Consider the following 24,435-nt stretch of genomic DNA (forward strand, 5'->3'; position numbering starts at 1 on the left):
GCAGCGCGACTAGCCCTTGATTCAAGGGCGGATTTTTCATCGTCCTGTCCCATTGCCTCCCTAGGCTGGCCTCATCCGACTTTCATGGAGAGGCCATGTCCCGTTCATATTCCCTGGCCGCCGGCCTGCTGCTGGTGGCCGCACTGACGGCTTGCGGCCGTTCGGAGGCCCCTGCGGCCACCGAGCCGGGTTCCGGCCCCACCGAACCGGCGCCGCGCGTCATGCGCTGCCCGCCGGCACCGGGCGCACAGGACGTCGCGGCGCAGCCCGCCGGCAACTGCGGCGAGAACGCCGGGGCGCGCACATGAGCGGCATGGACCGTCGCCGCTTCCTGCAACTCACTGGCGGTGCCGCCGTGGGCACGCTGTTCCCGCAGATCCTGGCCGAGGCCTTGTCGATTCCCGCGGCCAAGCGCAGCGGCACCATCCATGACGTGGAGCACGTGGTGATCCTGATGCAGGAGAACCGCGGCTTCGATCATTATTTCGGCACGATGCGCGGCGTGCGCGGCTACGGCGACCGTTTCACCGTGCCGCAGAGCGGCGGACGCACGGTCTGGGACCAGCGCAACCTCGCCGGGCAGATCATCCGGCCGTATCACCTCGACAGCAGCATCGGCAACGCGCAGCGCGTGGACGGTACGCCGCATGGCTGGTCCGACGCGGTGCCGGCCTGGAACAAGGGCCGCTTCGGGCGCTGGCCCACGTTCAAGCAGAACCAGTCGATGGGTTATTACCGCGAGGCCGAGTTGCCGTTCCAGTTCGCGCTCGCCAATGCCTTCACGATCTGCGACGCCTATCACTGCGCCTACATGGGCAACACCAATCCCAACCGCCTGTTCATGTTCACCGGCTGGAACGATCCCCTGGGCACCGGCGGCGGCCCGCGGCTGTACAACGACAACGACGACCTCGGCCCCTCCTCGGAAGGTTTCACCTGGACCACCTATGCCGAGCGCCTGCAGGCGGCCGGCGTGTCCTGGAAGGTCTACCAGGACATGGACGACAACTTCACCGACAACTCGCTGGAGGGTTTCCGCAATTTCCGTCTTGCCTACGAGAACCGCGAGAGTGAGCCGAACAACCCGCTGCTGCTGCGCGGCCTGAGTACGACGATGCCTGCGGGGACCTTCGACGGCCTGCGCAACGACGTGCTCGCCAACCGCCTGCCGCAGGTGTCCTACGTCGTCGCGCCCGCCGCGTACTCCGAGCACACCGGGCCGTCGAGCCCGGTGCAGGGGGGCTGGTTCATCCAGGAGACGATCCGCGCGCTGATCGCCGACCCGGCGGTGTGGAGCAAGACCGTGCTGCTGGTGATGTTCGACGAGAACGACGGTTTCTTCGACCACGTGCCGGCGCCGGCCGCGCCTTCCTACCTGCTGGGTGGCCAGGCCACGGGCGCGCTGGCCGGCGCCTCCACTGCCGACGACACCGGCGAGCGCTATGTCACCGGCCCCAACTCGCGCGATCCGAGCTTTGTCGGCAGCAGTTTCGGTCCCGGCCCGCGCGTGCCGATGTACATCATTTCGCCCTGGAGCCGCGGTGGCTGGGTCAACTCGCAGTGCTTCGATCACACCTCGATCGTCCGCTTTCTCGAAGAGCGCTTCGGCGTCGCCGAGCCCAACATCACGCCCTATCGCCGTGCCTTCCTCGGCGATCTCAGTTCCTGCTTCAACTTCGCCAACCCCAACGACGAGGTCTTTCCCGCGCTGCCGCAGACCACGCGCGAAGCGGCCGAAGCGCTGCGCCAGGCGCAGGAACAGCTGGCGCAGATTCCGGCGCCCACCGGCGACGCCGGCACGCTGCCGCAGCAGGAACCCGGCGTGCGCTACTCGCGCGCGCTGCCTTACGAGTTGCACGTCGAGTCACGCCGCAGCGCGCTGGGCGGGATGGAGCTGTTCTTCAGCAACACCGGCAATGCCGGTGCCGTGTTCCATGTCTACGACATGAACGATCTGGACGGCGTGCCGCATCGCTACGCGGTGGAACCGGGCAAGCAGCTGAGCCATGCCTGGAGTGCGGGCCTGTCGGGCAGCCATGACCTCTGGGTGCTGGGGCCCAATGGCTTCCATCGCCGTTTCAGCGGTGCCGGCGCACTGTCTTCCGCCGCGATACCCGAGGTCCGCGTCTGCTACGACATCGCCAATGGCGACATCAGTCTCAAGCTGCGCAACGAGGGCACGGCGGCCTGCACGTTCCGTGTCGCGGCCAATGCCTACCGCAGCGATGGTCCCTGGACGTTTACGGTGAATCCCGGCCAGGAGATCGAGCACTTCTGGGCGCTGGGCACGAGTGGCGCCTGGTATGACCTCAGCGTGACGGTGGAGGGGGACGGCAGCTTCCTGCGGCGTGTGGCGGGGCGTGTGGAGACCGGGCGGCATTCGGTCAGTGATCCAGCAATGGCGACAAGGTGATTCGAGCGACCTGCGGTCTTTAACCCGCCCCGGACTGCAACTCGCGCACCACCTCAACGAAGGCTCCGACCAGCTGTGTATCGAGCCGTTCCTTCAGGCAGATCACCTGGGCGTTGGTGGTGATCTCGACGTCGCTGATCGGCAGCAGCTTGATGCGCGGGTCCGGTACGTGCTCGCGCGCGGAAACAAAGGAGATGCCGAGTCCCTGGGCGACCGCTTCGCGGATCGCCTCGCGGCTGCCGATCTGCATCGCCACCCTGACCGCGACATTGCGCTCCAGCAGGGCCTGCTCGAACAATCGCCGCGTGGTGGAGCCGCGCTCGCGGAAGATCAGCGGCTGGCCGGCCAGCTGTTCCAGGCGCAGGCTGGCGTGGCGCGCCAGGGGATGACCGGCCGGGAGGATCAGCATCACCGGGTGCTCGCGGTAGGGGAACACCGCCAGTTCCTCATGGGCGTCGAGCTGCGCCAGCACGCCGATCTCGCATTCGTAGCGCAGCACCTTCTCCAGCACTTCCTTCGAGTCGCCGAGCATCATCTCCACCGTCACCGAGGGATAGCGGCGATGAAAGGCGGCCAGCATCTCCACCGCGTGGAAGGGGCCGACGGCGGCCACGCGCAGCAGGCCGCTGCGTAGCGCCCCGGCCTCCGCCAGCAGCGTGTAGGCCTCGCTTTCGGCGTCGAAGTAGCGATTGGTGACCCGCAGCAGCCGCTCGCCGAGTTCGGTAGGGCGCACCTCGCGGCCCTGGCGCAGGAACAGGCGCACGCCGAAACGCTCCTCCAGTTCCTTGACCAGGGTCGAGACGCTGGGCTGCGAGACGCCGAGCTGGCGTGCGGCGGCGGAGAAGCCGTGCTGGCGCGCGACGGCGTGGAAGGCGCGTAGATGACTGTGACCTATAGGCATGGATTATAGTTTAGTACGGATTTACCAATAAATCCGATAGAACGCCTGTCATCGTCGATGCCTAGGATGTCGCTCCATCACACCGAGGGCGCGGCTGCGCCGGCAGATGGAAACCATGGGAACTCTCTCGACAACACCCGCGCTTAGCGGCGAGCTGGCGCAGCGGCTGCGCCTGCCGGCCACGGCCTGGCTGCCGGCGCAACCGGTGCCGGTGCGCTTCGGCGCCGGGGTGTTCGCCGAGCTGGGGCAACAGCTGCGCGGGCGTCCCTATGTGCTGCTGACCTATCCGCAGCCGCGTTTCACCGCGCTGGCGCGGCGGCTGGCGGTCGGCGCCGGCCAGCCGCGGCAGCTGCTGGACACGGTGCGGCCGAACCCGACGCTGGCGGACCTCGAGACACTGGCGGCACCGCTGCGCGGCCTGGGCGGCCCGACGCCGGTGCTGGTCGCCCTCGGCGGCGGTTCGGTGATCGACAGCGCCAAGGTCGTCGCCGCGCTGGCCGCGGCGCCCGGACTGGAGCTGCGTGCGCTGCTGGCGCAGCCGGCCGCCGCCGCGGCGCGCGCCTGGCCGGTGATCGCGGTGCCCACGACCGCCGGCACCGGCAGCGAGGTCACGCCCTGGGCCACGGTCTGGGACCCGGCGAACGACCGCAAGCATTCGCTGAGCCGGCCCGACCTGTTCCCGGAGCTGGCGCTGGTCGATCCCGAGCTGACGCTGGGCGCGCCGCGCGGGCTGACGCTGCAGACCGGGCTGGACGCGCTGTCGCACGCGCTGGAAAGCCTGTGGAACCGCAACGCCGGCCCCTGCAGCAGCGTGCTGGCCGTGGCCGCCGCCCGGCGCGTGCTGGAGACCTTGCCGCGGCTGCTCGAAAACCCCGGCGACCTCGAATTGCGTACGCGCCAGGCCGAGGCCTCGCTGCTCGCCGGCCTGGCCTTCGCGCAGACGCGCACGGCGCTGGCGCATGAGCTGTCCTACCCGCTGACCCTGCGGCACGGCGTGCCGCACGGCATCGCCTGCTCGTTCACGCTGCCACAGATCATGCAGGCCGTGATCGGCGCGGATGCCGACTGCGATCACGCGCTGGCGGAAATCTTCGGCGCCGACCTGCAGGCCGGCGTGGCGACGCTGCGCCGCTTCCTGCGGGACCTCGGCGTCGGCCTGTCGCCGGCCGACTACGGCGTCGCCGAAGACGAATGGCACGCGATCCAGGAGGCTGCCGGACAGGGTCCGCGCGGCCGCAATTTTCTGGCGGCATCTGCCGCCGACCTGTCGTTTTTTCCCAACACCGACCCCACCACCTAAGGGAGTTTTATGCGCTTCATCCACCTGGCGCCTCTCGTCGGCGTCTGCACTCTCGCTTTGTCCGGCGCCGTCGCGGCGCAGGAAGTCCTGCCGACGATTCCGGTCGTGCCGCTGCATCCGGCGCAGGACGAAATCACGTTCAAGGTCAAGACCCGCGGCGGCTTCGGCATCGAGTCCAGCGACGGCATGGCCGGCTTCGAACTGGAAGGCCGCGCCGCCTACGATGTCGATGTCTTCGACGGTCTCTACAACCTCAACGGCCATGGCGACAGCGGCAGCGAATCGGAACTGCGCCGCCTGCGCTTCGGCTTCAGCGGCTGGTACACGAAGAACTGGAACTACTCGATCCTGATCGACATCGAGGACGGCGACCGCGCCATCGACGATTCCGTGACCACGATCGACACCGCGATGCTGCAGTACACCGGCTTCAAGTATGCCGACCTGACGATCGGCCGCTTCAAGCGCCCGGTGTCGATGGAGGTGCTGACCAGTTCCAACTGGCTGTCCTTCAACGAGCAGTCCTTCATCTGGGAACTGGCGCCGGCCAACGACATCGCCAAGTTCTCGCTGATGGCCAGCAAGCTGTTCGAGTTCGGCGGCAGCGGCCTGCTGTACCAGTTCGCAGTGTCCGACGACTACCAGGAAGACCTGCCGGCCAAGAGCGGCAGCGACAGCCACGCCATCAATGCCCGCGCCGTGTACACGCCCTGGGCGGAGAAGGGCCGCGTGCTGCACTTCGGCGCCTCCTATGGCGACCAGAACCCGGGCGAGGCGGCGACCACGCGCGTGCGCTCGCGCCTGGGCGTTCACGGCATCGACCGCTTCGTGCTGCTCGACACCATCGACATCGACAGCGACCGCCAGTACGCGCTGGAAGCCGCGCTGATCCAGGGGCCGTTCTCGCTGCAGGCCGAGTATGTCAGCCGCGCGATCGGCGGCCGCAGCGGCGATCCGGACGTCGATGTCGACGGCTGGTACCTCCAGGGCACCTGGACGCTGACCGGCGAGCCGCGCGGCTACAAGCGCAAGGACGGCCGCTTCGATCGCGTCGATCCGAAGAACAAGGACTACGGCGCCGTCGAGCTGGTGGCGCGCGCGCAGCAGGGCACGGTGTCGCCGGACGGCGGCACGGAAGTCGAAGCCAGCGGCTACCAGTTCGGCGTCAACTGGTATCCGCTGCGCTCCATCAAGCTGATGCTCGACTACACCACCGCGTCGGTCGACAACATCGACACCCAGGATGCCGGTGACGACGGCAACGCCATCACCAGCCGCATCCAGTGGGTTTTCTAAGGAGTTCCCGATGAAACATTGCAAGCACAAGATCGCCGCGCTGCTGGCGTTGACCCTGATCGCCGCCTGCGGCAAGAAAGAGCAGGCTGCCGAACCCGCCGCTGCCGCGCCGGCGCCGGCCGCGAAGACCGAACTGACGGTCTACACCGCCTTCGAGCCCGAGCAGCTGCCCGGCTTCAAGCAGGCCTTCGAAGCCGCGAACCCCGAGATCACCCTGAGCTGGGTGCGCGATTCCACCGGCGTGATCACCGCACGCCTGCTGGCGGAGAAGGACAATCCGCGCGCCGATGCGGTCTGGGGCCTGGCCGCCAGTTCTCTGATGCTGCTGAAGGCGCAAGGCATGCTCGCGCCCTACGCGCCGCAGGGTGTCGAAAAGCTCGACCCGCGCTTCGTCGACAGCGCGACGCCGCCGCAGTGGACCGCCGACGACGCCTGGGAGGCGGCGATCTGCGTCAACACGGTCGAGGCGCAGAAGCACAAGCTGCCGATGCCGAAGAGCTGGGCGGACCTGGCCAAGCCGGTCTACAAGGGCTACATCGTGATGCCGAATCCGAACTCCTCCGGCACCGGCTTCCTCGCGGTGTCCGGCTGGCTGCAGCAGATGGGCGAGGAGCCGGCCTGGAAGTACATGGACGCGCTGCATGCCAACGTCGCGCGCTACACCCACTCCGGCTCCAAGCCCTGCAAGGAAGCCGCGGCGGGCGAGATCGCAATCGGCATCTCCATCGGCTACACCGGCGCCAAGCAGAAGGCCAAGGGCGCCCCGATCGAGATCGTGCACGCCGCCGAGGGCGTGGGCTGGGACATGGAGGCCAACGCCATCGTCGCCGGCACGAAGAAGCTCGAGGCCAGCAAGAAGCTGATGGACTTCGCCGTCTCCGAGGCCGCCAACCAGCTCTACAACGAGGCTTATCCGGTGGTCGCGCTGCCGGGCATCGCCAAGCCGGTGGAGCACTACCCGGCGAACCTGGCGGACAAGCTGATCAAGAACGACTTCGCCTGGGCCGCGACCAACCGCGAACGCATTCTCGCCGAGTGGCAGAAGCGCTACGACGGCAAGTCCGAGCCGAAGTCGTAAACCAGGCAGGCTGCCCGCCGGCGACGGCGGGCGGCAATTCCCATGTCCGAAACCATCCTCAACATCCGCGGCCTGCACAAGCGCTACGGCCAGGCCACGGCGCTGCGCGACATCGACCTCGACGTGCGCGCGGGCGAGTTCGTCTGCTTCCTGGGTCCCTCCGGCTGCGGCAAGACCACGCTGCTGCGCGCGATCGCCGGGCTCGATCCGCAGACCTCGGGAACGATCCAGCTGTACCAGCAGGACATCTCGCGGCGGCCGCCGGAGCAGCGCGGTTTCGGCATCGTGTTCCAGTCCTACGCCTTGTTTCCCAACCTGAGCGTGCTGGACAACGTCACCTACGGCCTGGTCGGCAAGGGACTGCCCCGCGCCCGGCGGGAGGCCCGCGGGCGCGAGCTGCTGTCCCTGGTCGGCCTGGCCGGTTTCGATGCCAAGTATCCCGGCCAGTGCTCCGGCGGCCAGCAGCAGCGCATCGCGCTGGCGCGGGCGCTGGCGCCGGAGCCGAGCCTGCTGCTGCTGGACGAGCCCCTGTCGGCGCTGGACGCGAAGGTGCGCGTGCACCTGCGCAGCGAGATCAAGGCGCTGCAGGAAAAGCTCGGCGTCACCACGATCATGGTCACGCACGACCAGGAGGAGGCGCTGACCATGGCCGACCGCATCGTGGTGATGGACCATGGCGCGATCGAGCAGGTCGGCACGCCGCAGGACATCTACGAGCGGCCGGCCAGCCGCTTCGTCGCCGAATTCGTCGGTGCGATGAACTTCCTGCCGGCGCGGGTATTGCGGCCCGACGCGCTGCTGCTCGGCGAGCGCGAGCTGCGGTTGCCGCGGCCTTGCCTGCACCCGGTTGGCGAAAAGGTGCTTGCCGCCATCCGCCCGGAGCACCTGCGCCTGGACGGGCAGGGGCTGCCGGCGACGCTGACCTGGCGCGAGTTCCTCGGCAGCCACACGCGCCTGTGGCTGCAGCTCGACGACGGCACCGAAGCGCAGCTGCTGCTTGCGCCCCAGGCCTGCGACGAGTTGCCGGCGGATGGCAGCCGGGTCGCACTCGGGTTCGATCCGCGTCACCTGCACGTGTACAAGGCCAAGGCATGAGGCTCGCCTTGCCGCTGGCGCCGCTGGCTCCCACGCGGGGCGACTGGGTTGCGCGCGCGCTGATGGCACTGGGCGTGCTGGCGATCGTTGCCGGCCTGGTGCTGCCGCTGTTCGTCCTGGGCGAGCGCGCCTTTCTCGACCGCGCCGGCCAGTGGATCGGCGGCGGCAACTTCCTGGCCTACGTCGGCAACCCGGCGCTGCGCATCGCGCTGTGGCATTCGCTGTGGGTGTCGGCGCTGGCGACGCTGATCGTCGTCACGCTGGCCTTCTTCGCCGCCTGGGCGGTCACGCGCACGGCGATGCCGGGGCGCGGCCTGTTCCGCGTGGTCCTGTTCCTGCCGCTGCTGGCGCCCTCGCTGCTGGCGGGCTTGTCGCTGGTGTACTGGTTCGGCGCGCAAGGCGCCGCCAAGGGTCTGCTGTTCGGTGCGCCGCTGTACGGGGCCGTCGGTATCGTGCTCGGCTCCTGCTTCTGGACCCTGCCGCATGCCTTCCTGATCCTGATCACCGCCTTCGCCAACGCCGACGGCCGCGTCTACGAGGCCGCGCGGGTGCTCGGCGCCAGCCCCTTCCGCGTATTCCGCACCGTGACGCTACCCTCGGTGCGCTATGGCGTGGTCAGCGCCGGCTTTGTCGTATTTACCCTGGTATTCACCGACTTCGGTGTGCCCAAGGTCATCGGCGGGTCCTACAACATGGTCGCCACCGACATCTACAAGCAGGTCATCGGCCAGCAGAACTTCGGCATGGGCGCGGCGATCAGCCTGATGCTGCTGCTGCCGGCGGTGCTGAGCTTCTTCGCCGAGCGCTGGGCCTCGAAACGCCAGGACGCCGGCCTGGGCTCGCGTGCCACGCGCCACGTGCCGGCGCCCGGGCCGTGGCGCGACCGCTGTGCCGCCGCCTACGCGCTGCTGCTGTCGGGCCTGATCCTGGCGATGATCGGCATGGCCTTCTATGCCTCGCTGGTGAAGTACTGGCCCTACGACCTGTCGCCGACGCTGGCGCACTACCGCTTCGAGTCCGTACCCGGCTCGGGCTGGCGCGCCTTCGGCAACTCGCTGCGGCTGGCGCTGTATGTCGCCTGCATCGGTACCGCCTGCGTCTTCCTGTGGGCCTACCTGACCGAGAAGGGCCGCAGTCTCGGCGCATTGCGCGGGCTGTTCCGCTTCCTGGTGATGCTGCCGCTGGCGATTCCCGGTCTGGTGCTGGGCCTGGGCTACGTGTTCTTCTTCAATGCGCCCGGCAATCCGCTGAACGCCCTCTACGGCGGCATGGCGCTGCTGGTGCTGTGCACCATCGTGCATTTCTACAGCGTCGCGCAGCTGACCGCGGCGAGCGCCATCAACCAGCTCGACCGCGAGTTCGAGTCCGCCAGCAGCATGCTGCGCGCGCCGTTCTGGCGCCTGCTCGGCCGCGTCACCCTGCCGGTGTGCCTGCCGGCGGTGCTGGATGTCTGGTTCTACCTGTTCGTCAACGCCATGACCACCGTGTCGGCGGTGATCTTCCTGTACTCGCCGGACACCATGCTGGCCTCGGTGGCCGCGCTGAACCTGGACGATTCCGGCGAGACCGCCGGTGCCGCGGCGATGGCCAGCCTGATCGTCGTCGCCTGTGCGCTGGTGCGCCTGGCGCACTGGGCGGTTTCCCGATACCTGCTGGCGCGCATGCAGCGCTGGCGCAATCCCTGAAGGAGTTTCCCTTGAACTACCGCTACTCCCGGCGCTATGCCGGGCCGCTCGAAGCCGTGATCCTGGATTGGGCCGGCACCGTGATCGACTTCGGCTGCGTCGCCCCGGCGGAGGCGTTCACCGAACTGTTCCGCCGCGAGGGCGTGCCGCTGACCGTGGCGCAGGCACGCGAGCCGATGGGCACCGAGAAGCGCGAGCACATCCGCCGCGTGCTGCGCATTCCTGCAGTGGCCGCGGGCTGGCAACAGGCCAAGGGCGCGGAAGCGACCGAGGCCGACATCGACCGCCTGTACCACGACTTCCTGCCGATCCAGCTGGAGACGATCCGCCAGCGCGCGCAGATGATCCCCGGCGCGGTGGAGCTGATCGGCCGCCTGCGCGAGCGCGGCCTCAAGGTTGGCGCCAACACCGGCTACAACCGCGAAATGATCGCGCTCTGCGAGGCAGCCGCGCGCGGGCAGGGCTATGCCCCGGACGTCAGCCTCGCCGCCGAGGACGCGCCGCGCGGCCGGCCTTCGGCTGACCTGGCGCTGCTCAATGCGGTGCAGCTGGGGGTGTCCTGCGTGCAGGCCTGCGTCAAGGTCGACGACACCGTGCCGGGCATCGAGGAAGGTCTCAACGCCGGCATGTGGACTGTCGCCGTCGCCGTGTCCGGCAACGAGGTCGGCCTGGCGCCGGACGAGTGGGCTGCGCTGGATGCCGAGGCGCAGCAGGCGCGCCGCGCCGCGGCGGTGCGACGGCTGTCGCAGGCCGGCGCGCACTATGTGATCGACAGCGTCGCCGACCTGGAGGACTGCCTCGGCGATATCGAAGCGCGCCTGGCCGCGGGCGACCAGCCCTGAGGGATTGATGATGCGAACAGCGCTGCGGTTCTCCCATGCGCGGCCAGTGGCGGTTTTGCTGGCCGTGCTTTTTCTTGCCGCCTGCGGGCAGAGCGAGGCGCCTGGCGGCGATCGTGAAGCGCGCGTGCTGGTGATCGGCATCGACGGGCTGCGCACCGACGCCCTGCAGGGCGCCGATACGCCGAACATCGATCGCCTGATCGCGGAGGGTGCGTTCGACGACCGCTCGCAGGTGGACTACGTCACCGTCAGCGGTCCCGGCTGGAGCAGCATGCTGACCGGTGTGTGGTGCGACAAGCACGGCGTGCGCGACAACTCCTTCGACGGCTCCAACTACGACGCCTATCCGCACTTCTACCGCCATGTCCGCGAGCTGCGTCCGGACCTGGTCACCGTGTCCTACGCGCACTGGGCACCGATCAACGAAAACATCCTGCGCAACGAGGCGGATATTGTCGGGCTCGGCAGCGACGAGGAGGTCGCACAACTCACCGCCAAGGCCCTGCGCGAGCGCGACGTGCACGTCGTGTTCGCGGATTTCGACGATGTGGATCATGCCGGTCACAGCTGCTGTTTCAGTCCGCTCAGCGCCAACTACCGCGACGCGATCGAACTGACCGACCGCTACGTCGGCGTCATCGTCGATGCGCTGAAGAGCCGCCCCCGCTATGCCGAAGAGAACTGGCTGGTGCTGATGGCGACCGACCATGGCGGCTCCGGCGTCAGCCATGGCCGCGATGAGCCGGAGCACCGCAACACCTGGTTTCTCAGCAGCGGCGCGGCTTCGGCGCCACTGACCCCGGGATCGACCCGGGTGACCGATCTGGCGGTCACCGCGATGATCCACCTGGGCATCGCGATCCGCCCCGAGTGGAACCTGGACGGCATTGCCGTCGGCCTGAAGAACGCCCCGGCGATGACCCGCCGCGAATCGCGCAACAGCTGCGAGGCGCAGGCGCCATGACGCACATCCGGCACCCGCGCCAGGGCGTTTCGCGACGGCGCCTGCTGCAGGCTGCGGCCGGGCTGCCGCTGCTGGCGGCCTGCCATGACAGCACGCCCCTCCGTCCGGAGTCCGCAGAGCAGCGGGTCTTCCAGCACGGTGTCGCTTCCGGCGACCCCCTGGCTGACCGCGTGATCCTGTGGACCCGCATCTCCGCTGCGCAGGCACCGGCGACGGTGCGCTGGGAGGTCTACCGCGATCCCTTCCTGACGTTGCGTGTCACGCAGGGCGAGGGCGAGGTCAGCGGCGACAGCGACGGGTGCTACAAGGTCGATGTTTCCGGCCTCGACGCCGGTCGGACCTACTACTACCGCTTTCTTGCGCTGGACCAGGTTTCGCCGACCGGGCGCACCCGCACGCTGCCGCGGGGCGCGGTCGAGCGGCTGCGCCTGGCGGTCTGTTCCTGCGCCTACCTGCCGGACGAGCCCGGCACGCGTTTCCACAACGCCTACGGCCAGATTGCGCAACGCGCCGATCTCGATGCGGTGCTGCACCTGGGCGATTACGTCTACGCCGACAGCGACCTGTCGCTGGCCGAGTACCGCGCGCGCCATGCGCAATACAAGGCGCAGAGCGCGGAGCTGCGCGAGGCGCACCGGCAGCATCCCTTCATCACGGTCTGGGACGACCACGAGACCACTGACAACTGCTGGCAGGATGGCGGCTACCAGCCGCCGGACAAGCCGCTCATCCCGTTCGCCGAGCGCAAGCAGAACGCGATGCGCGCCTACCACGAGTGGCTGCCGATCCGCACGCCCGATCCCGCCGACCTTGGCCGCATCTGGCGCAGTTTCGACTTCGGCGACCTGCTCACGGTGGTGGCGCCGGAGACGCGGCTGCACGCACGTGCGGCACAGGCCTATTCCTTCAACCGGGTCGGCAGCCCGATCGCGGGTGCCGAGGGCCGCGAACTGCTCGGCGCGGAGCAGATGGACTGGCTGCGCGGGACGCTGCGCGCCGCGCCGACGCAATGGAAGCTGTTCATGAACCCGGTGCAGATCGGCCAGCTTTACGCCGGACTGCCGGATGAAGAGGGTGGCGGCACCCGCTACCGCAACATGGACCAGTGGGACGGCTATGCCGCCGAGCGCGGGCGCCTGTTCGACATCCTCGACGGTGCCGACGGCGGCGCGCCGGTGCAGGACCTGATCTTCATGACCGGCGACTGGCACTGCCAGTTCGCCAACGACGTGCTGCGCGCGCCCTATGGGGCGGCCTATCGCGAGCGCGGCGAGGGCGTGCTCGGCACGGAGTTCACGATTCCCTGCGTGTCCTCGGGGCTGGAAGGCTACGAGCCGGCGGAACTGTTCGCCGCCAATCCCCACTTCAAGAATCATGAGTTCCCGGCACGCCACGGGCATGCGCTGGTGGACCTGCGACGCGATACCGCAACGGTGGAGTTCTGGCACACCGACACGGTCGAGACCCGCGAGCACCGCTATCGGCTCAACGTCGGCTTTCCGCTCACGGCCGGCGCCAACCGCATCGGCGAGCTGCTTCGAACGCCCACGCCCACCAACACCGAGGCGCCGTCGCTGGCGCCCTGATCCATTATCTTCAGAGAGCCGTCATGAGCACACAGCAATCCTATGACCTCGCCGTTGTCGGCGCCGGTATCCTCGGCCTGGCCCATGCACTCGCCGCCGCCCGGCGCGGCCTGCGCGTCGCCCTGATCGACCGCAGCGAGCGGGCCGTGGGTGCCTCGGTGCGCAACTTCGGCCTGATCTGGCCTATCGGCCAGCCGGCCGGGCCGCTGCTGCAGCGCGCGCTGCGGGCGCGCGAGGTCTGGCTGGAACTGAAGCAGGCCGCCGGCCTGCCGGTGGAGGAGACGGGATCGCTGCAGGTGGCCCGTCATCCCACCGAGATGGCGGTGCTGGAGGAGTTTGTCGCGCGCAACCGCGAATCCGGCTATGACATCGCCCTGCTGACGCCGGACGAAGCCGTCGCCCGTTCGCCGCTGCTGCGCCGCGAGGGCCTGCTGGGCGCGCTGTGGAGCGGCAGCGAGCTGATCGCCACCTCGCCGCTGTGCATCCGGGCGCTGCCGGGATACCTCGCCGAGCGCTATGGCGTCACGGTCATGCAGGACTGCGCGGTAACGCGTGTCGAGAGCGGCCTGCTGCACAGCGAGCGCGGCACGATCCGCGCCTCGCGCATCGTGGTCTGCAGCGGCCCCGACCTGCAGACCCTGTTCCCGGAGGTGCTCAAGGACCTGGTGGTGTGCAAGCTGCAGATGCTGTCGGCGGCGCCGCTGGACCCGGCGTTCCGGCTCGGGCCGGGGCTCTGTGCCGGCCTGACGCTGCTGCACTACGATGCCTTCCTCGGCTGCACCGACTCGCTGCCGGCCTACCGGCAGTACGCCGAGGAACGCTACCCGGAGCAGCGCCGCTGGGGTGTCCACGTGCTGGTGTCGCAGCATGCCGGCGGCGAGCTGATCATCGGCGACTCGCACGAGTACAGCCGCACCACGGTCGAGCCCTTCGACCGCGAGGAGATCAACGTGGCGATCCTCGACTACCTGAACGAGTTCGCGCAGCTGCCGCCGCACCGCATCACGCGGCGCTGGCAGGGTGTCTATCCCAAGCTCAAGGGCGGCAGCGAACTGGTGGTGGATCCGCTGCCGGGCGTCACCGTGGTCAACGCCCCTGGCGGCGCCGGCATGACCCTGTCCTTCGGCCTGGCCGAAGAAGTGCTGGCATCGCGGCTATGAACCCCGGGAGTCTCCAGGGTCTGCTGGACCTGCTGGTCGCGCGTGGTGGCGCGCAGTACGGCGGCGAGCCGGTGACGCAACTGGCGCATGCGCTGCAGACCGCCACGCTGGCGGAGCAGGCCGGCGAGCCGGCGGAACTGATCGCCGCCGCGCTGCTGCACGACCTGGGGCATTTCACCGACGGCGCCGACGTCGAGCGTGCCGGGCAGGGCATCGACGACCGGCACGAGCGACGCGCCCTGCCACTGCTGATGCGCTGGTTCGGGCCCGGGGTGGTGGAGCCGGTGCGCCTGCACGTCGAGGCCAAGCGCTACCTTTGCACCGTCGAGCCTCGATACATGGATGAACTCAGCGCAGCGTCGCTCGGCAGCCTGGCGCTGCAGGGCGGGGTGTTCCGTCCGGAGGAAGCCGAGGCCTTCATCCGCCAGCCCCATGCCGGGGCTGCCGTGCGCCTGCGGCGCTACGACGACCTGGCCAAGGACCCGCGCCGTGCCACCCCGGGGCCGGCGCACTTCCTGCGCTATCTGCAGGCCGCGGCGCGGTCCTGAACCCTCACGCGACCAAGGCTCCATCCGGTGGCTCGCCATCCGGCCGCAGCAACTGCACGCTGCCATCCGGCGCCAGCGCCCCCAGCACCAGGAACTGGCTGGTGAATCCCGCGATGCGCTTTTCGCCGAGATTGATCGCGCCGACCACGCGCCGGCCCACCAGCGACTCCGCTGGGTAATGGGTGATCTGCGCGCTGCTCTGCAACACACCGACGACGGGGCCGAAGTCGACGCGCAACTGGTAGGCCGGCTTGCGCGCCTTGGCGAAGGGCTCTGCGCTCAGCACGGTGCCGACGCGCAGATCCAGCGCCAGGAAACCCTCGCTGCCGCAGTCCGGCTTGCGCGGCCATTTCTCCGGCGCGTAGGGCTGGCTTTCGGGATCGATGACGTGCTGCACCATGTTGCGCTCCAGAAAACATGTAGCCCGGTTTCGCGTAGCGAAGCCGGGGGATGGTCGAAGTGTCGTCCCGGCTTGCCTTCGGCAAACCGGGCTACGTTCTTTGCAGGCTCAGCAGGCCACCCGCCAGTCCGCATGCTCCTTCGCCGTGCCTTCCTGCACCGCCTTGAGCCGTTCCGACAGGCGCTCGGGCAGGCCGTTGTCCGGGATCGCGATCTCGCCATGCACGCTGCCCACGCCCTGGATGCGCACGATGCGCGAGGCGGTGCCGCAGCCGAAGGCGCAGCCCAGCGTGCCGCTGGTGGCGGCGGTGCGCAACTGGCCCAGGCCGATGCCCTGTTCGGCCACCTCGAGGCCTTCCTTGCGCGCCAGCTGCAGCAGCGAGTCGCGCGTCACGCCGGCCAGGATCGTGCCGTCCAGGGGTGGCGTCAGCAGGCGCCCGCCGATCTGCACGAACAGGTTCATGGTGCCGGCTTCGCCCAGCCAGCGATGCGTGGCGGCGTCGAGCCAGATCACGTCGTCGTAGCCGCGCTCGCGGGCGCGCAGCAGGCCGGACAGGCCGGCGGCGTAGTTGGCACCGGTCTTGGCAGCACCCAGGCCGCCCGGCGCGGCGCGGATCAGCTCATCCTCGGCCCACATGCGCAGCGACTTCAGCTGCGGGTCGCTGCCCGGCGTCACCGTCACGCTGTAGCGGTGGCGCGCGGCCTGCTTCAGGCCCAGCGCCTCCTCGTCGGCATGGATCGTCGGGCGCAGGTACAGCGCGCCGCGGCCAGCCGGCGGCAGCATCGCCTCGTGCACGCGCACCGCCAGCATGCAGCTGCGCAGGAACAGCGCCTCGTCCACTGGTGGCAGGTGCAGGCGTGCGGCGCTGGCCTGCAGGCGCCGCAGGTGCATCTGCGGGCGGAACAGGTGGATACCGCCATCCGGCGCGCGATAGGCCTTCATGCCTTCGAACACCGACAGCCCGTATTGCAGGCCGCCGCTGGCGATGGCCAGGCGCGCGTCGTCGCGGCGCAGGATCCGGGCCGCGCTCCAGCCGCTGCCGTCGTGGTCGGCGGTGATGAGGTAGGGGCCCAGGTGCTGGCCGAAGCCCAGCGCCTCCGGCGCGGGCCAGTCGGCGGGCAGGGCGGCGCGCACGAGTTCGGGATCGAGGTTGGGTTCGGTGATGAGGGTCATGGCAGTTCTCGGGCGGTAAAAAGTTCAGGGTGGATTCAGTGGATCACTTCGGTATTCGCGGAGCCCGGCGCCACCATCGGCAGCACCAGTTCCTCGGCCCCGATCGGCGCGCGGATCAGCACCGGGCCGGGGCGGGAGAAGGCGGCGCGCAAGGCGCGCTCGGGGTCGTGGGCAATCGCCAGGTCGTAGGCCGGCACGCCGAAGGCTTCGGCGATCCGGGTCAGGGCAGGGGGCTGCGCGTACAGCGAGCCGCTGAAGCGCGACTGGTAGAACAGCTGCTGCTGCTGGCGCACCATGCCCAGCGCGGCGTTGTCCATCACCACGATCTTCACGTCCAGCTGCAGCTCGGCCAGCGTCGCCAGCTCCTGGATGTTCATCATCAGGCTGCCGTCGCCGGTGAAGCACACCACCGGCGTGCGCGGCAGCGCCAGCGCGGCGCCGATCGCGGCCGGCAGGCCGAAGCCCATCGTGCCCAGGCCGCCCGAGGTCAGCCAGCGCTCCGGCCGCGAGAAGGGATAGCTCTGCGCCACCCACATCTGGTGCTGGCCCACGTCGGTGGTGATCGCCGCGTCGGGGCCGGCCAGCCGTCCCACGGTGTTGATCAGGCCGTAGGGCCGGCGCGGATCGTCGATGCCCGGCAGCAGCAGCGGCAGTTCGCGGCGCAGCTCACCCACGCGCTCCAGCCAGGGCGTGCGCAGCGCCGGCTGCACCGTGGCGGCCAGCGCTTCCAGCGCGTAGCCGGCGTCGGCGCAGATCGCCAGTTCGGCGCGGCGGATCTTGTGCAGCTCGCGCGGGTCGGCGTCGATGTGGATCACCTTGGCGTGCGGCGCGAAGCGGTCCACGCGGCCGGTGGCGCGGTCGTCGAAGCGCGCGCCGATGGCGATCAGCAGGTCGCATTCCTCGATCACCTTGTTGGTGTAGCGCGCGCCGTGCATGCCCAGCATGCCCAGGCCCAGCGGGTGCTCCGGCGGCAGCGTGCCCAGGGCCATCAGCGTGGTGGTGGTCGGCAGGCTGGCGCGTTCCGCCAGCTGCTGCGCCAGGGCCTGCGCGCGTGCCTGTGTCACGCCGCCGCCCAGGTACAGCACCGGGCGCCTGGCCGCGGCGATCATCGCCACCGCGCGTGCGATCAGCGAGGGGTCGGGCCGGCGCGCGCGCGCCGGCTGCACCGCCTCGGGTATCCAGGCGTCGTGGATGATCTCGGTCTGCACGTCCTTGGGGATGTCCAGCAGCACCGGGCCGGGCCGGCCGCTCTCGGCCAGGCGGAAGGCCTCCGGCAGCAGCTCCAGCAACTCGGCGGCGGCGCCCACGTGGAAGGCGGCCTTGGTGATGGGCCGGGTCATCGGCACCGTCGCCACCTCCTGGAAGGCGTCGGTGCCGATCATCCGGCGCGACACCTGGCCGGCGATGCACACCAGCGGCACGGAATCCATCCTGGCATCGGCCAGCGCCGTCACCACGTTGGTCACGCCGGGGCCGGAGGTAGCCAGGACCACGCCGGCACGTCCCGTCACCCGCGCCTGGCCGTGCGCGATGAAAGCCGCGCCCTGCTCGTGGCGGGCCAGGATATGGGTCAGCGTCGAATCGGCCAGCGCCCGGTACAGCGGCAGCAGCGCGCCGCCGGGGATGCCCGGCACCAGCGCCACGCCCTGGCGTTCCAGGAAGCGGGTGATCAGTTGTGCGCCTGTGATGTCCATTGTCGTGTGTCCTGTGGTGGACCCGACGACGAAATACCGGCGCAGAAACGAGAAAACCCCCGCCGGTATCGCGCCGGCGGGGGTCTGTCAGTCGTGCAGAGTCCCCTACGGCGCGTCGGTAACGACGACCGCTACGAGGATGGCAATGCTCTGCGTGAAGGTGTTCATTCGGCGCGCAGTGTAGTGCGGGGCGGGGCCGGGAGGCAAGCGGCAGGCCTTGAGGGGGCGATCAGCGCTGCCGGGGACGCCGGTCGCGATAGCTGTATTGCAGCTGCCGCGACAGCGCCGGCAGGTCCAGCTCGTGCTCGCGGCTGAGCCGCTCGGCGCGCTCGCGGATCGCCAGCCAGTCCGGGGCCTGCTGAGGAGCGTTGCAGGCGAACACCACGCGGTTGCCCAGGCCGCGCACCTCCACCGACATGACCGCGCCGAAGACCTCGCCGAGCATCTGCTGCAGCTCGTTGACGCGCGTCGCCGGCCCCAGCAGGTTCACCACCACGATGGCGTCGCGCTGCAGCCGCGACTGCAGGTTGCGGTAGAACGCCTCTTCGCAGAGCGCACCCACCGTGCCGTTGTGATCGCAGCCGTCGATCAGCACCACGTCGGCGCGCTCCTGCGTGCGGGCAAACCATTCCACGGCATCGGCGTGCACGATGCGCATGCGCGAGTCCTGCGGCGGCAGCTGGAACCATTCGCCGAAGGCGATCACCTCCTCGTCGATCTCCAGCGTCGTCAGCTGCGTCTGCGGCAGGTGACGGTGGCAGTAGCGCGTCAGCGAGCCGCCGCCGAGGCCGACGATGACCACGTGGCGCGGCTGCGGCAGCAACAGCAGGAAGCCCATCATCTTGCGCGTGTAGGCGAAGGCCAGCCTGTCCGGCGATTGCAGGTCGATCTGGCTCTGCACGTAGCGCAGGTTGAAATGCAGGCGCCGCGAGGCGCCGTCGTCGAACAGGAAGGGCTTGCCGTATTCGTCGTCGCGCAGGCGCCGCCGCAGGTCGGGGATGTCCGCTCCCGGCGGTTCGCGCAAGCGGATCACGCCCTTTTCCGACAGGAAACGGGCGGGGATCTCATACCACTCCAGGGCCTTGCTCATGCAGACAGACGTCAAAAGAGGACTCGCTGGAGGATACCAGAGGGTTTTTGCCGGTTTTCAGGGGCTTTTTCAGCGGCTTCAGCCGCGGTTCATCCGAACGGGCGAGTCCACTTGTTCGAGGAAGGTTAAGGCGCCGCTTGCTAAGGTGATCCCGTAGTCCGCAGAAGGCCGTAACCATGTCGCCGCAAGCTGATCGTCTGACTCGCCGTACCGCCCCTCTCCACCGGGTGCGGCCGCTGCGCGCAGCGCCAGCCGCCATCCCCCAGTCCGAGTTGCTGATACCGTTCTGCGGCTTTGCCGCGGCCATGGCGGACCTGGCGCGACAGTCCCAGGACCCGCGCAGTCCCGGTCGCTGATCCTCCGGGGCCGACAGGCCTGTCCGCACTCACGGTGCGGAGGAGGACTGCGCAAGGCCTACAATGCCGCCATCCACTTTCGAGGAGCGGCGGCATGAGCGAACTGCAGAACCCCACGCGCCAGACCCTGGCGACCACGCTGGACATGGACATCGTCGAGATGACCAAGGAGCGCGTCGTCGCGCGCATGCCGGTGGCGCCCAAGGTGCACCAGCCCTTCGGCCTGCTGCACGGCGGTGCCTCGGTGGCGCTGGCCGAGACGGTAGCCTCCATCGGCGGCTGGATGAACGTGGACCAGAGCAAGGAAGGTGTCGTTGGCCTGGAGATCAATGCCAACCACCTGCGCGGCAAGCGTGACGGCGTGGTGACCGCGGTGGCGACGCCGATCCACGTCGGCCGCCGTACCCAGGTCTGGGAAATCCGCATCAGCGACGAGGACGGCAAGCTGGTCTGCCTGTCGCGCTGCACGCTGGCGGTGGTTCCGGCCGGTTGAGAACTGCTGCGCAGACAGCGCCATCATCCGGGTGCAATCTGCGCCCCTATACTGGCTCACCGGCGCTGGCCGGCCATAAAACGGGAGAGACTTCATGTACAAGCAGTGGACGATGGCCCTGCTGGGTCTGGCCGCGAGCGCCGTGGCCCTGGCTGGCGAGCCGCAGATCGGCAAATGGGAATACACCAGCGTGATGAAGATGGATGGCGGCCCGGCCATGCCCACCGAAACCCCGCAGCTGCCGCCCGGCATGAAACTGCCGCCGGGCATGCAGATGCCGCAGTTCGGTCCCAAGGGCATGACCATGACCTTCCAGCGCTGCGTCACCAAGGACGACCTGGTGCCCAAGAACGAGCGCGACAAGTGCAAGATCACCAAGATGGATCGCCAGGGCAACACGATCAACTGGTCGGCCAGCTGCGACACCCCGGGCGGCAAGGCCGAGGGCACGGGCACCGCGACCTACACCGCGACCAACATGACCTCGACCATGACCACCACCATGAACGACAAGGACATGGGCAAGATCAAGATGACGCAGGAAACCACCGGCCACTACGTCGGCCCCTGCCTGTAGTCGGAGCATGACCCGGCGCCCCGGTCTCCCTCTGGAGGCCGGGGCGCTGTCGTTTCAGGGCCTCAGACGGCCGGGCAGGCCGAGCCGATCGCCCCGACCACCTGCGTGACGCGCAGGAAGCCCGAGGGCGACAGCGACTTGCCGGTGTTGAGCAGGGCCACGGAAATGTCGCGCGCCGGGTCGGCCCAGCAGATCACGGTCATGAAGCCGATGTGGCCGAAGGCCTGGCCGCTGTTGAGACCATACAGGCCCACCGGGTTGGCGCCGAGCATGAAGCCGGGGGAGAAAGGCATGGGGATGCCCAGGGTGTGGTCGAATTGCCAGGAGCGGCCGACGCGCGTAGTCATTTCGCGCACCGTTTCCGGCTTGAACAGGCGCCGGCCGTCGTAGGTGCCGCCATTGAGCAGCATCTGGAATACGCGGCTGGTTTCGTCGGCGGTCGCCCAGATGTTGCCGGCCGGCACGACGGCATCGTAGAACGCATCCGCGTTGGAGGCTTCCACCGCGGCGTCGAAGGGCACGCCCAGCACCTGCTGGGCCAGGCGCGTCAGCGGCCATACCGGCGTGATGCCGGTGCAGGCATTGCGCGGTGCCTTGGCGCGGTCGGCGGCAGCCAGGCCGTAGGTCATGTAGCGGCAGCCCAGCGGCTCGGCGATCCACTCGCGCAGCAGTTCCGGCAGCTCGCGCCCGGTGATGCGCCGCAGCAGTTCGCCGACGATGAAGCCGGCGGTCAGTGCGTGGTAGGCCTGCTTGTCGAAATCCGGATCGAAGGGCTTGGCTTCGCAGAGCAGACGCACGATCTCGTCCCACTCCAGCAGCAGTTCCGGCTTCGGGTCGACGTGCGGCAGGTCCGGGATGCCGGCACGGTGTCCCAGCAGCTGGCGCACCGTGACGCGGCCCTTGCCGCATTGCGCGAACTCCGGGATGGTGTCGGCGATGCGGTCCTCGAGCCGGAGCTTGCCCTGCTCGATCAGCTTGTGCAGCAGCAGCGCCGAGATCGCCTTGGAGGCGGAGAACAGGCAGATCGGCGCATCCGGCTGCAGCGGCACCAGCGGGCTGCTGTCACCGGGGCCGTTGCCGGAAACCGCGCCGAGCGCGCGCTTCATCACGATGCGGCCGTGGCGGCGGATCACCAGGGTGATCGCCGGCTGCAGGCCGCTGCGGTACAGCGATTCCACCGACCGCCAGATGCGGTTCACGCCGTCCTCGGTCATGCCCACGTCCTGCGGGCGGCACTCCGCGGCATGATCGATGGCGGTGAGCGGGCGCAGGTCGCGCGGTACGGCGATGCGCCCGGGGCGCAGGTACATCAGCATGGAATTCCCCTGGAATCTTGAGCCTGCCGCCGCGGCCTTGAGGCCGGGCCGGCGGGTGCGCGGACCATGAGTCCGGCGAGTCAGCCCTATGTTACGCAGGCAGCAGCGACTTCAGCGGTACCGACTCGTCTGCGAGCTGCTCCGGATTTATCTGTGCGCGCAGCGCGACCAGCTTCTTGGCGAACATGAAATCCTGTGGCCGGCTGACGGCGTCGGCGGCGATCAGCTTGCCGTCGCCCAGGTAGAAGGCGGCAAAGGAGCGCGTGGCCGGGTCGCCGCGCAGCACGAAGCGGTCGAAGCCGGCCGACAGGCCCACCATCTGCAGCTTGAGGTCGTACTGGTCCGACCAGAACCAGGGCACCATGTCGTAGCGCCGCGGCTGGCCGGCGAGGGCATGCGCGGCGGCGCGGCCCTGTTCCATCGCGTTCTGCACCGACTCCAGGCGCAGGCGGCGGCCGTAGTGGATGTTCGGGTGGTTGCTGCAGTCGCCGGCGGCGACGATGTCCGGGTCCGAGGTCTGCGTGAACTCGTCGACGACGATGCCGTTGTCCACCTCCAGGCCTGCCGCCTGCGCCAGCTCGACGTTGGCGATCAGGCCGATGCCGGCGACCACGAAGTCGGCCTGGATACGCGTGCCGTCGCCGAGCAGGACATGGGTCACCGTGTCGCCGCCCTCGAAAGCGCTGATCTGCACGCCGGTACGCAGGTCCACCCCGGCGTCGCGATGCGCTTTCTCGTAGAACTCCGAGATCTCCGGCACCGTCACGCGCGCCAGCACGCGCGGCAGGCTTTCCAGCACGGTCACCTGCAGCCCCAGCTTGACCGCCACCGCCGCCACTTCCAGGCCGATGAAGCCGCCGCCGACGATCACGGCGCGCTTGCCCGGCTGGCAGTGCGCGCGGATCGATTCGACGTCGGCGATCGAGCGCAGCGGGTAGACGTTGGGCTTGTCGGCACCGGGCAGGCTCAGCATGCGCGCGCGGCCGCCGGTGGCCAGGGCCAGCTTCGAGTACGCCAGCGTGCCGCCGCCGGAGAGGGCCAGGCGCTTGTTCGCGCGGTCGATGCTTTCCACGCGGCAATCGGTGATCACCTCGATGCCGGCCTTCTCCAGGTTCGGTCGCTGCATCACGTAGAGGCTTTCCGCACTGACGCTGCCGGCGAGATAAGCCTTGGACAGCGGCGGGCGCTTGTAGGGCAGATGGGGTTCTTCACCCACGATGACGATGCGGCCCTGGTGTCCGAGCTTGCGCAACTCCACGGCGGTTTCCGCGCCGGCCTGGCCGGCGCCAACGATGACGATGGGATCCTGGGTGTCGCTCATGCCCTGCTGCCTGCTTGATGGTGCGGCAGTGTCGGGCAGGGCCGGCGCCCGCTGCATCCGCCGTTTGGGGTAGCGGAGGGGCCGGATTCCTAATGCGCCAGCAGCGCCTCGATGTCCGGCAGCAGCCCGCGCAGGCGCGCCGCCAGTGCCGGGTCGTAGTAGCTGCCGGCGCGTTCCAGGATCAGTGCCACCGCCTGCGCCGGCGGGCGTGCCGGGCGGTAGCTGCGCGGCGAGATGATGGCGCAGAAGGCATCGACGATGGCGACGATGCGGCCCGCCAGCGGGATCGCTTCGCCGGCCAGGCCCCAGGGATAGCCGCCGCCGTCCCAGTGCTCATGGTGGGTCAGGGCGACGATGCGCGCGGTATCGAGCAGGGGGTGGCCGTGCTGGCCGATGATCTGCGCACCGATCAGCGGGTGGCGGCGCATCTGCTCCCAGTCGTCCAGCGACAGCGCCTCGATCTTGTACAGCACGCTGTCCGGCACACCGATCTTGCCGACGTCGCGCAGCAGCGCCGCCAGCGCCAGGGTATCGGCGCTGCGCTCGTCCAGTCCCGCGGCCAGCGCCAGCAGGCGCGTCAGCGGGCCGGCGAGATCGGCACCGGCGGGATCGGGGTCCACGCGCAGCTCGGCGGCGCGGCCGAAGCGCTGGATCAGCTGCAGGCGACTCTCCTCCAGCTCGGCCAGCCGCCGCGCCTGGGCGGCCAGCGTCAGCTGCGTGGCGACGCGGGCGCGCAGCAGCGCCGGGCTGAGCGGGCCCACCAGGCAGTCGACGCCCGCCATGGCGAAGAACTCGGCGTCGTCGCGCAGCTGCTCCGGGTCGGCCAGCAGGACCACCGGAATGCGGCGCGTGCGCGTGTCGGCCTTGAGCCGGCGGCAGAGTTCGTAGCCGTCCATGCCCGGCACGGCGGCATCGACCAGCACCAGGTCCGGCGGTGGTTCCTCGCTGGTCAGTGCCAGCGCGGATTCGGCATTGGTCGCCAGCAGCAGCGAGTGCTGGTCCTGGAGGATGGCGCGCAGGGCATCGAGGCGGGACGGATCGTCGTCCACCAGCAGCAGGGTTGCCTTGCGGGGTTCAACCAGCATCCAGTTCTCCGGTCTGCCATCACTCTAAGGCATCCGGAGTTTTCTGCGTGCTGAACCGCGAT

22 protein-coding genes are annotated in these 24,435 nt (G+C 69.3%); 14 read left to right on the forward strand and 8 right to left on the reverse strand.

The features are described 5' to 3' along the window. Positions 1-95: 95 nt before the first annotated feature. Both D0B54_RS09540 and D0B54_RS09545 read left to right on the forward strand, forming a co-directional pair. Positions 96-308, forward strand: coding sequence for a hypothetical protein (locus D0B54_RS09540; RefSeq protein ID WP_117291104.1), 213 nt, complete (start codon positions 96-98; stop codon positions 306-308). Then, positions 305-2,413, forward strand: coding sequence for a phosphocholine-specific phospholipase C (locus D0B54_RS09545; protein ID WP_117291105.1), 2,109 nt, complete (start codon positions 305-307; stop codon positions 2,411-2,413). The genes D0B54_RS09540 and D0B54_RS09545 overlap by 4 nt, the downstream gene beginning before the upstream one ends. A gap of 19 nt (positions 2,414-2,432) precedes the next feature. Here D0B54_RS09545 and D0B54_RS09550 read toward each other — a convergent pair whose 3' ends face one another. Continuing rightward, positions 2,433-3,314, reverse strand: a complete 882-nt coding sequence (locus tag D0B54_RS09550) for a LysR substrate-binding domain-containing protein (protein WP_117291106.1) — start codon at positions 3,312-3,314, stop codon at positions 2,433-2,435. 115 nt (positions 3,315-3,429) lie between these two features. Here D0B54_RS09550 and psrA point away from each other — a divergent pair, with 115 nt between their 5' ends. The 10 genes from psrA to D0B54_RS09600 all read left to right on the forward strand — a co-directional run bounded on the left by psrA (position 3,430) and on the right by D0B54_RS09600 (position 14,868). Further along, a complete protein-coding gene (gene psrA / locus D0B54_RS09555; protein ID WP_117291107.1) occupies positions 3,430-4,614 on the forward strand; it encodes an iron-containing alcohol dehydrogenase PsrA in 1,185 nt (394 codons plus the stop codon). A 9-nt stretch (positions 4,615-4,623) separates the two neighbouring features. Further along, on the forward strand, positions 4,624-5,910 hold the full coding sequence (locus D0B54_RS09560; RefSeq protein WP_117291108.1) for an OprO/OprP family phosphate-selective porin: 1,287 nt from the start codon (positions 4,624-4,626) through the stop codon (positions 5,908-5,910). 10 nt (positions 5,911-5,920) lie between these two features. Next, positions 5,921-6,988 carry a putative 2-aminoethylphosphonate ABC transporter substrate-binding protein gene (locus D0B54_RS09565; protein ID WP_117291109.1) on the forward strand — a complete coding sequence of 356 codons (1,068 nt, stop codon included), beginning with the start codon at positions 5,921-5,923 and terminating at the stop codon, positions 6,986-6,988. Between the two features lie 42 nt (positions 6,989-7,030). Then, positions 7,031-8,083 (forward strand): putative 2-aminoethylphosphonate ABC transporter ATP-binding protein, encoded by a 1,053-nt coding sequence (locus D0B54_RS09570; protein ID WP_117291110.1) that lies wholly within the window; start codon positions 7,031-7,033, stop codon positions 8,081-8,083. Beyond that, positions 8,080-9,768, forward strand: a complete 1,689-nt coding sequence (locus tag D0B54_RS09575; RefSeq protein WP_117291111.1) for a putative 2-aminoethylphosphonate ABC transporter permease subunit — start codon at positions 8,080-8,082, stop codon at positions 9,766-9,768. The genes D0B54_RS09570 and D0B54_RS09575 overlap by 4 nt, the downstream gene beginning before the upstream one ends. Before the next feature lie 11 nt (positions 9,769-9,779). After that, positions 9,780-10,610 carry a phosphonoacetaldehyde hydrolase gene (phnX, locus tag D0B54_RS09580; protein WP_117291112.1) on the forward strand — a complete coding sequence of 277 codons (831 nt, stop codon included), beginning with the start codon at positions 9,780-9,782 and terminating at the stop codon, positions 10,608-10,610. 64 nt (positions 10,611-10,674) lie between these two features. Next, on the forward strand, positions 10,675-11,574 hold the full coding sequence (locus D0B54_RS09585) for an alkaline phosphatase family protein (protein WP_162932325.1): 900 nt from the start codon (positions 10,675-10,677) through the stop codon (positions 11,572-11,574). Continuing rightward, on the forward strand, positions 11,571-13,160 hold the full coding sequence (locus D0B54_RS09590) for an alkaline phosphatase D family protein (RefSeq protein ID WP_117291114.1): 1,590 nt from the start codon (positions 11,571-11,573) through the stop codon (positions 13,158-13,160). Before D0B54_RS09585 ends, D0B54_RS09590 begins: the two co-directional genes overlap by 4 nt. Before the next feature lie 23 nt (positions 13,161-13,183). Next, the gene (locus D0B54_RS09595) at positions 13,184-14,320 is read left to right on the forward strand and encodes a TIGR03364 family FAD-dependent oxidoreductase (protein ID WP_117291115.1); all 1,137 of its coding nucleotides are present in this window, start codon (positions 13,184-13,186) and stop codon (positions 14,318-14,320) included. Then, positions 14,317-14,868 (forward strand): HD domain-containing protein, encoded by a 552-nt coding sequence (locus D0B54_RS09600; RefSeq protein ID WP_117291116.1) that lies wholly within the window; start codon positions 14,317-14,319, stop codon positions 14,866-14,868. The genes D0B54_RS09595 and D0B54_RS09600 overlap by 4 nt, the downstream gene beginning before the upstream one ends. A 4-nt stretch (positions 14,869-14,872) precedes the next feature. Here D0B54_RS09600 and D0B54_RS09605 read toward each other — a convergent pair whose 3' ends face one another. The 4 genes from D0B54_RS09605 to D0B54_RS09620 all read right to left on the reverse strand — a co-directional run bounded on the left by D0B54_RS09605 (position 14,873) and on the right by D0B54_RS09620 (position 19,225). After that, a complete protein-coding gene (locus tag D0B54_RS09605; RefSeq protein ID WP_117291117.1) occupies positions 14,873-15,268 on the reverse strand; it encodes a tRNA-binding protein in 396 nt (131 codons plus the stop codon). Positions 15,269-15,376: 108 nt separating this feature from the next. Further along, on the reverse strand, positions 15,377-16,441 hold the full coding sequence (gene ilvE, locus D0B54_RS09610; protein WP_117291118.1) for a branched-chain-amino-acid transaminase: 1,065 nt from the start codon (positions 16,439-16,441) through the stop codon (positions 15,377-15,379). A 35-nt stretch (positions 16,442-16,476) separates the two neighbouring features. Next, positions 16,477-18,135 carry a biosynthetic-type acetolactate synthase large subunit gene (gene ilvB / locus D0B54_RS09615; RefSeq protein ID WP_117291119.1) on the reverse strand — a complete coding sequence of 553 codons (1,659 nt, stop codon included), beginning with the start codon at positions 18,133-18,135 and terminating at the stop codon, positions 16,477-16,479. A gap of 229 nt (positions 18,136-18,364) precedes the next feature. Continuing rightward, positions 18,365-19,225 (reverse strand): spermidine synthase-like protein, encoded by an 861-nt coding sequence (locus tag D0B54_RS09620; protein ID WP_117291120.1) that lies wholly within the window; start codon positions 19,223-19,225, stop codon positions 18,365-18,367. Between the two features lie 450 nt (positions 19,226-19,675). Between D0B54_RS09620 and D0B54_RS09625 the strand changes: the two genes are divergently transcribed. Together D0B54_RS09625 and D0B54_RS09630 are read left to right on the forward strand one after the other, a co-directional pair. Continuing rightward, positions 19,676-20,074 carry a hotdog fold thioesterase gene (locus D0B54_RS09625; protein WP_117291121.1) on the forward strand — a complete coding sequence of 133 codons (399 nt, stop codon included), beginning with the start codon at positions 19,676-19,678 and terminating at the stop codon, positions 20,072-20,074. Positions 20,075-20,168: 94 nt separating this feature from the next. Further along, entirely contained in the window at positions 20,169-20,651 is a 483-nt protein-coding gene (locus D0B54_RS09630; protein ID WP_117291122.1) for a DUF3617 domain-containing protein, read from the forward strand. A gap of 62 nt (positions 20,652-20,713) precedes the next feature. Here D0B54_RS09630 and D0B54_RS09635 read toward each other — a convergent pair whose 3' ends face one another. The 3 genes from D0B54_RS09635 to D0B54_RS09645 form a co-directional block, all read right to left on the reverse strand. Then, positions 20,714-21,967: a serine hydrolase domain-containing protein gene (locus tag D0B54_RS09635; RefSeq protein ID WP_117291123.1), complete on the reverse strand. Its 1,254-nt coding sequence runs from the start codon at positions 21,965-21,967 to the stop codon at positions 20,714-20,716. Positions 21,968-22,058: 91 nt separating this feature from the next. Further along, positions 22,059-23,288, reverse strand: a complete 1,230-nt coding sequence (locus tag D0B54_RS09640) for an NAD(P)/FAD-dependent oxidoreductase (protein WP_117291124.1) — start codon at positions 23,286-23,288, stop codon at positions 22,059-22,061. A gap of 89 nt (positions 23,289-23,377) precedes the next feature. Then, entirely contained in the window at positions 23,378-24,373 is a 996-nt protein-coding gene (locus D0B54_RS09645) for an HD-GYP domain-containing protein (protein WP_117291125.1), read from the reverse strand. Between the last annotated feature and the right edge of the window lie 62 nt (positions 24,374-24,435).

This window comes from Solimonas sp. K1W22B-7 (assembly GCF_003428335.1).
GTDB lineage: Bacteria > Pseudomonadota > Gammaproteobacteria > Nevskiales > Nevskiaceae > Solimonas_A.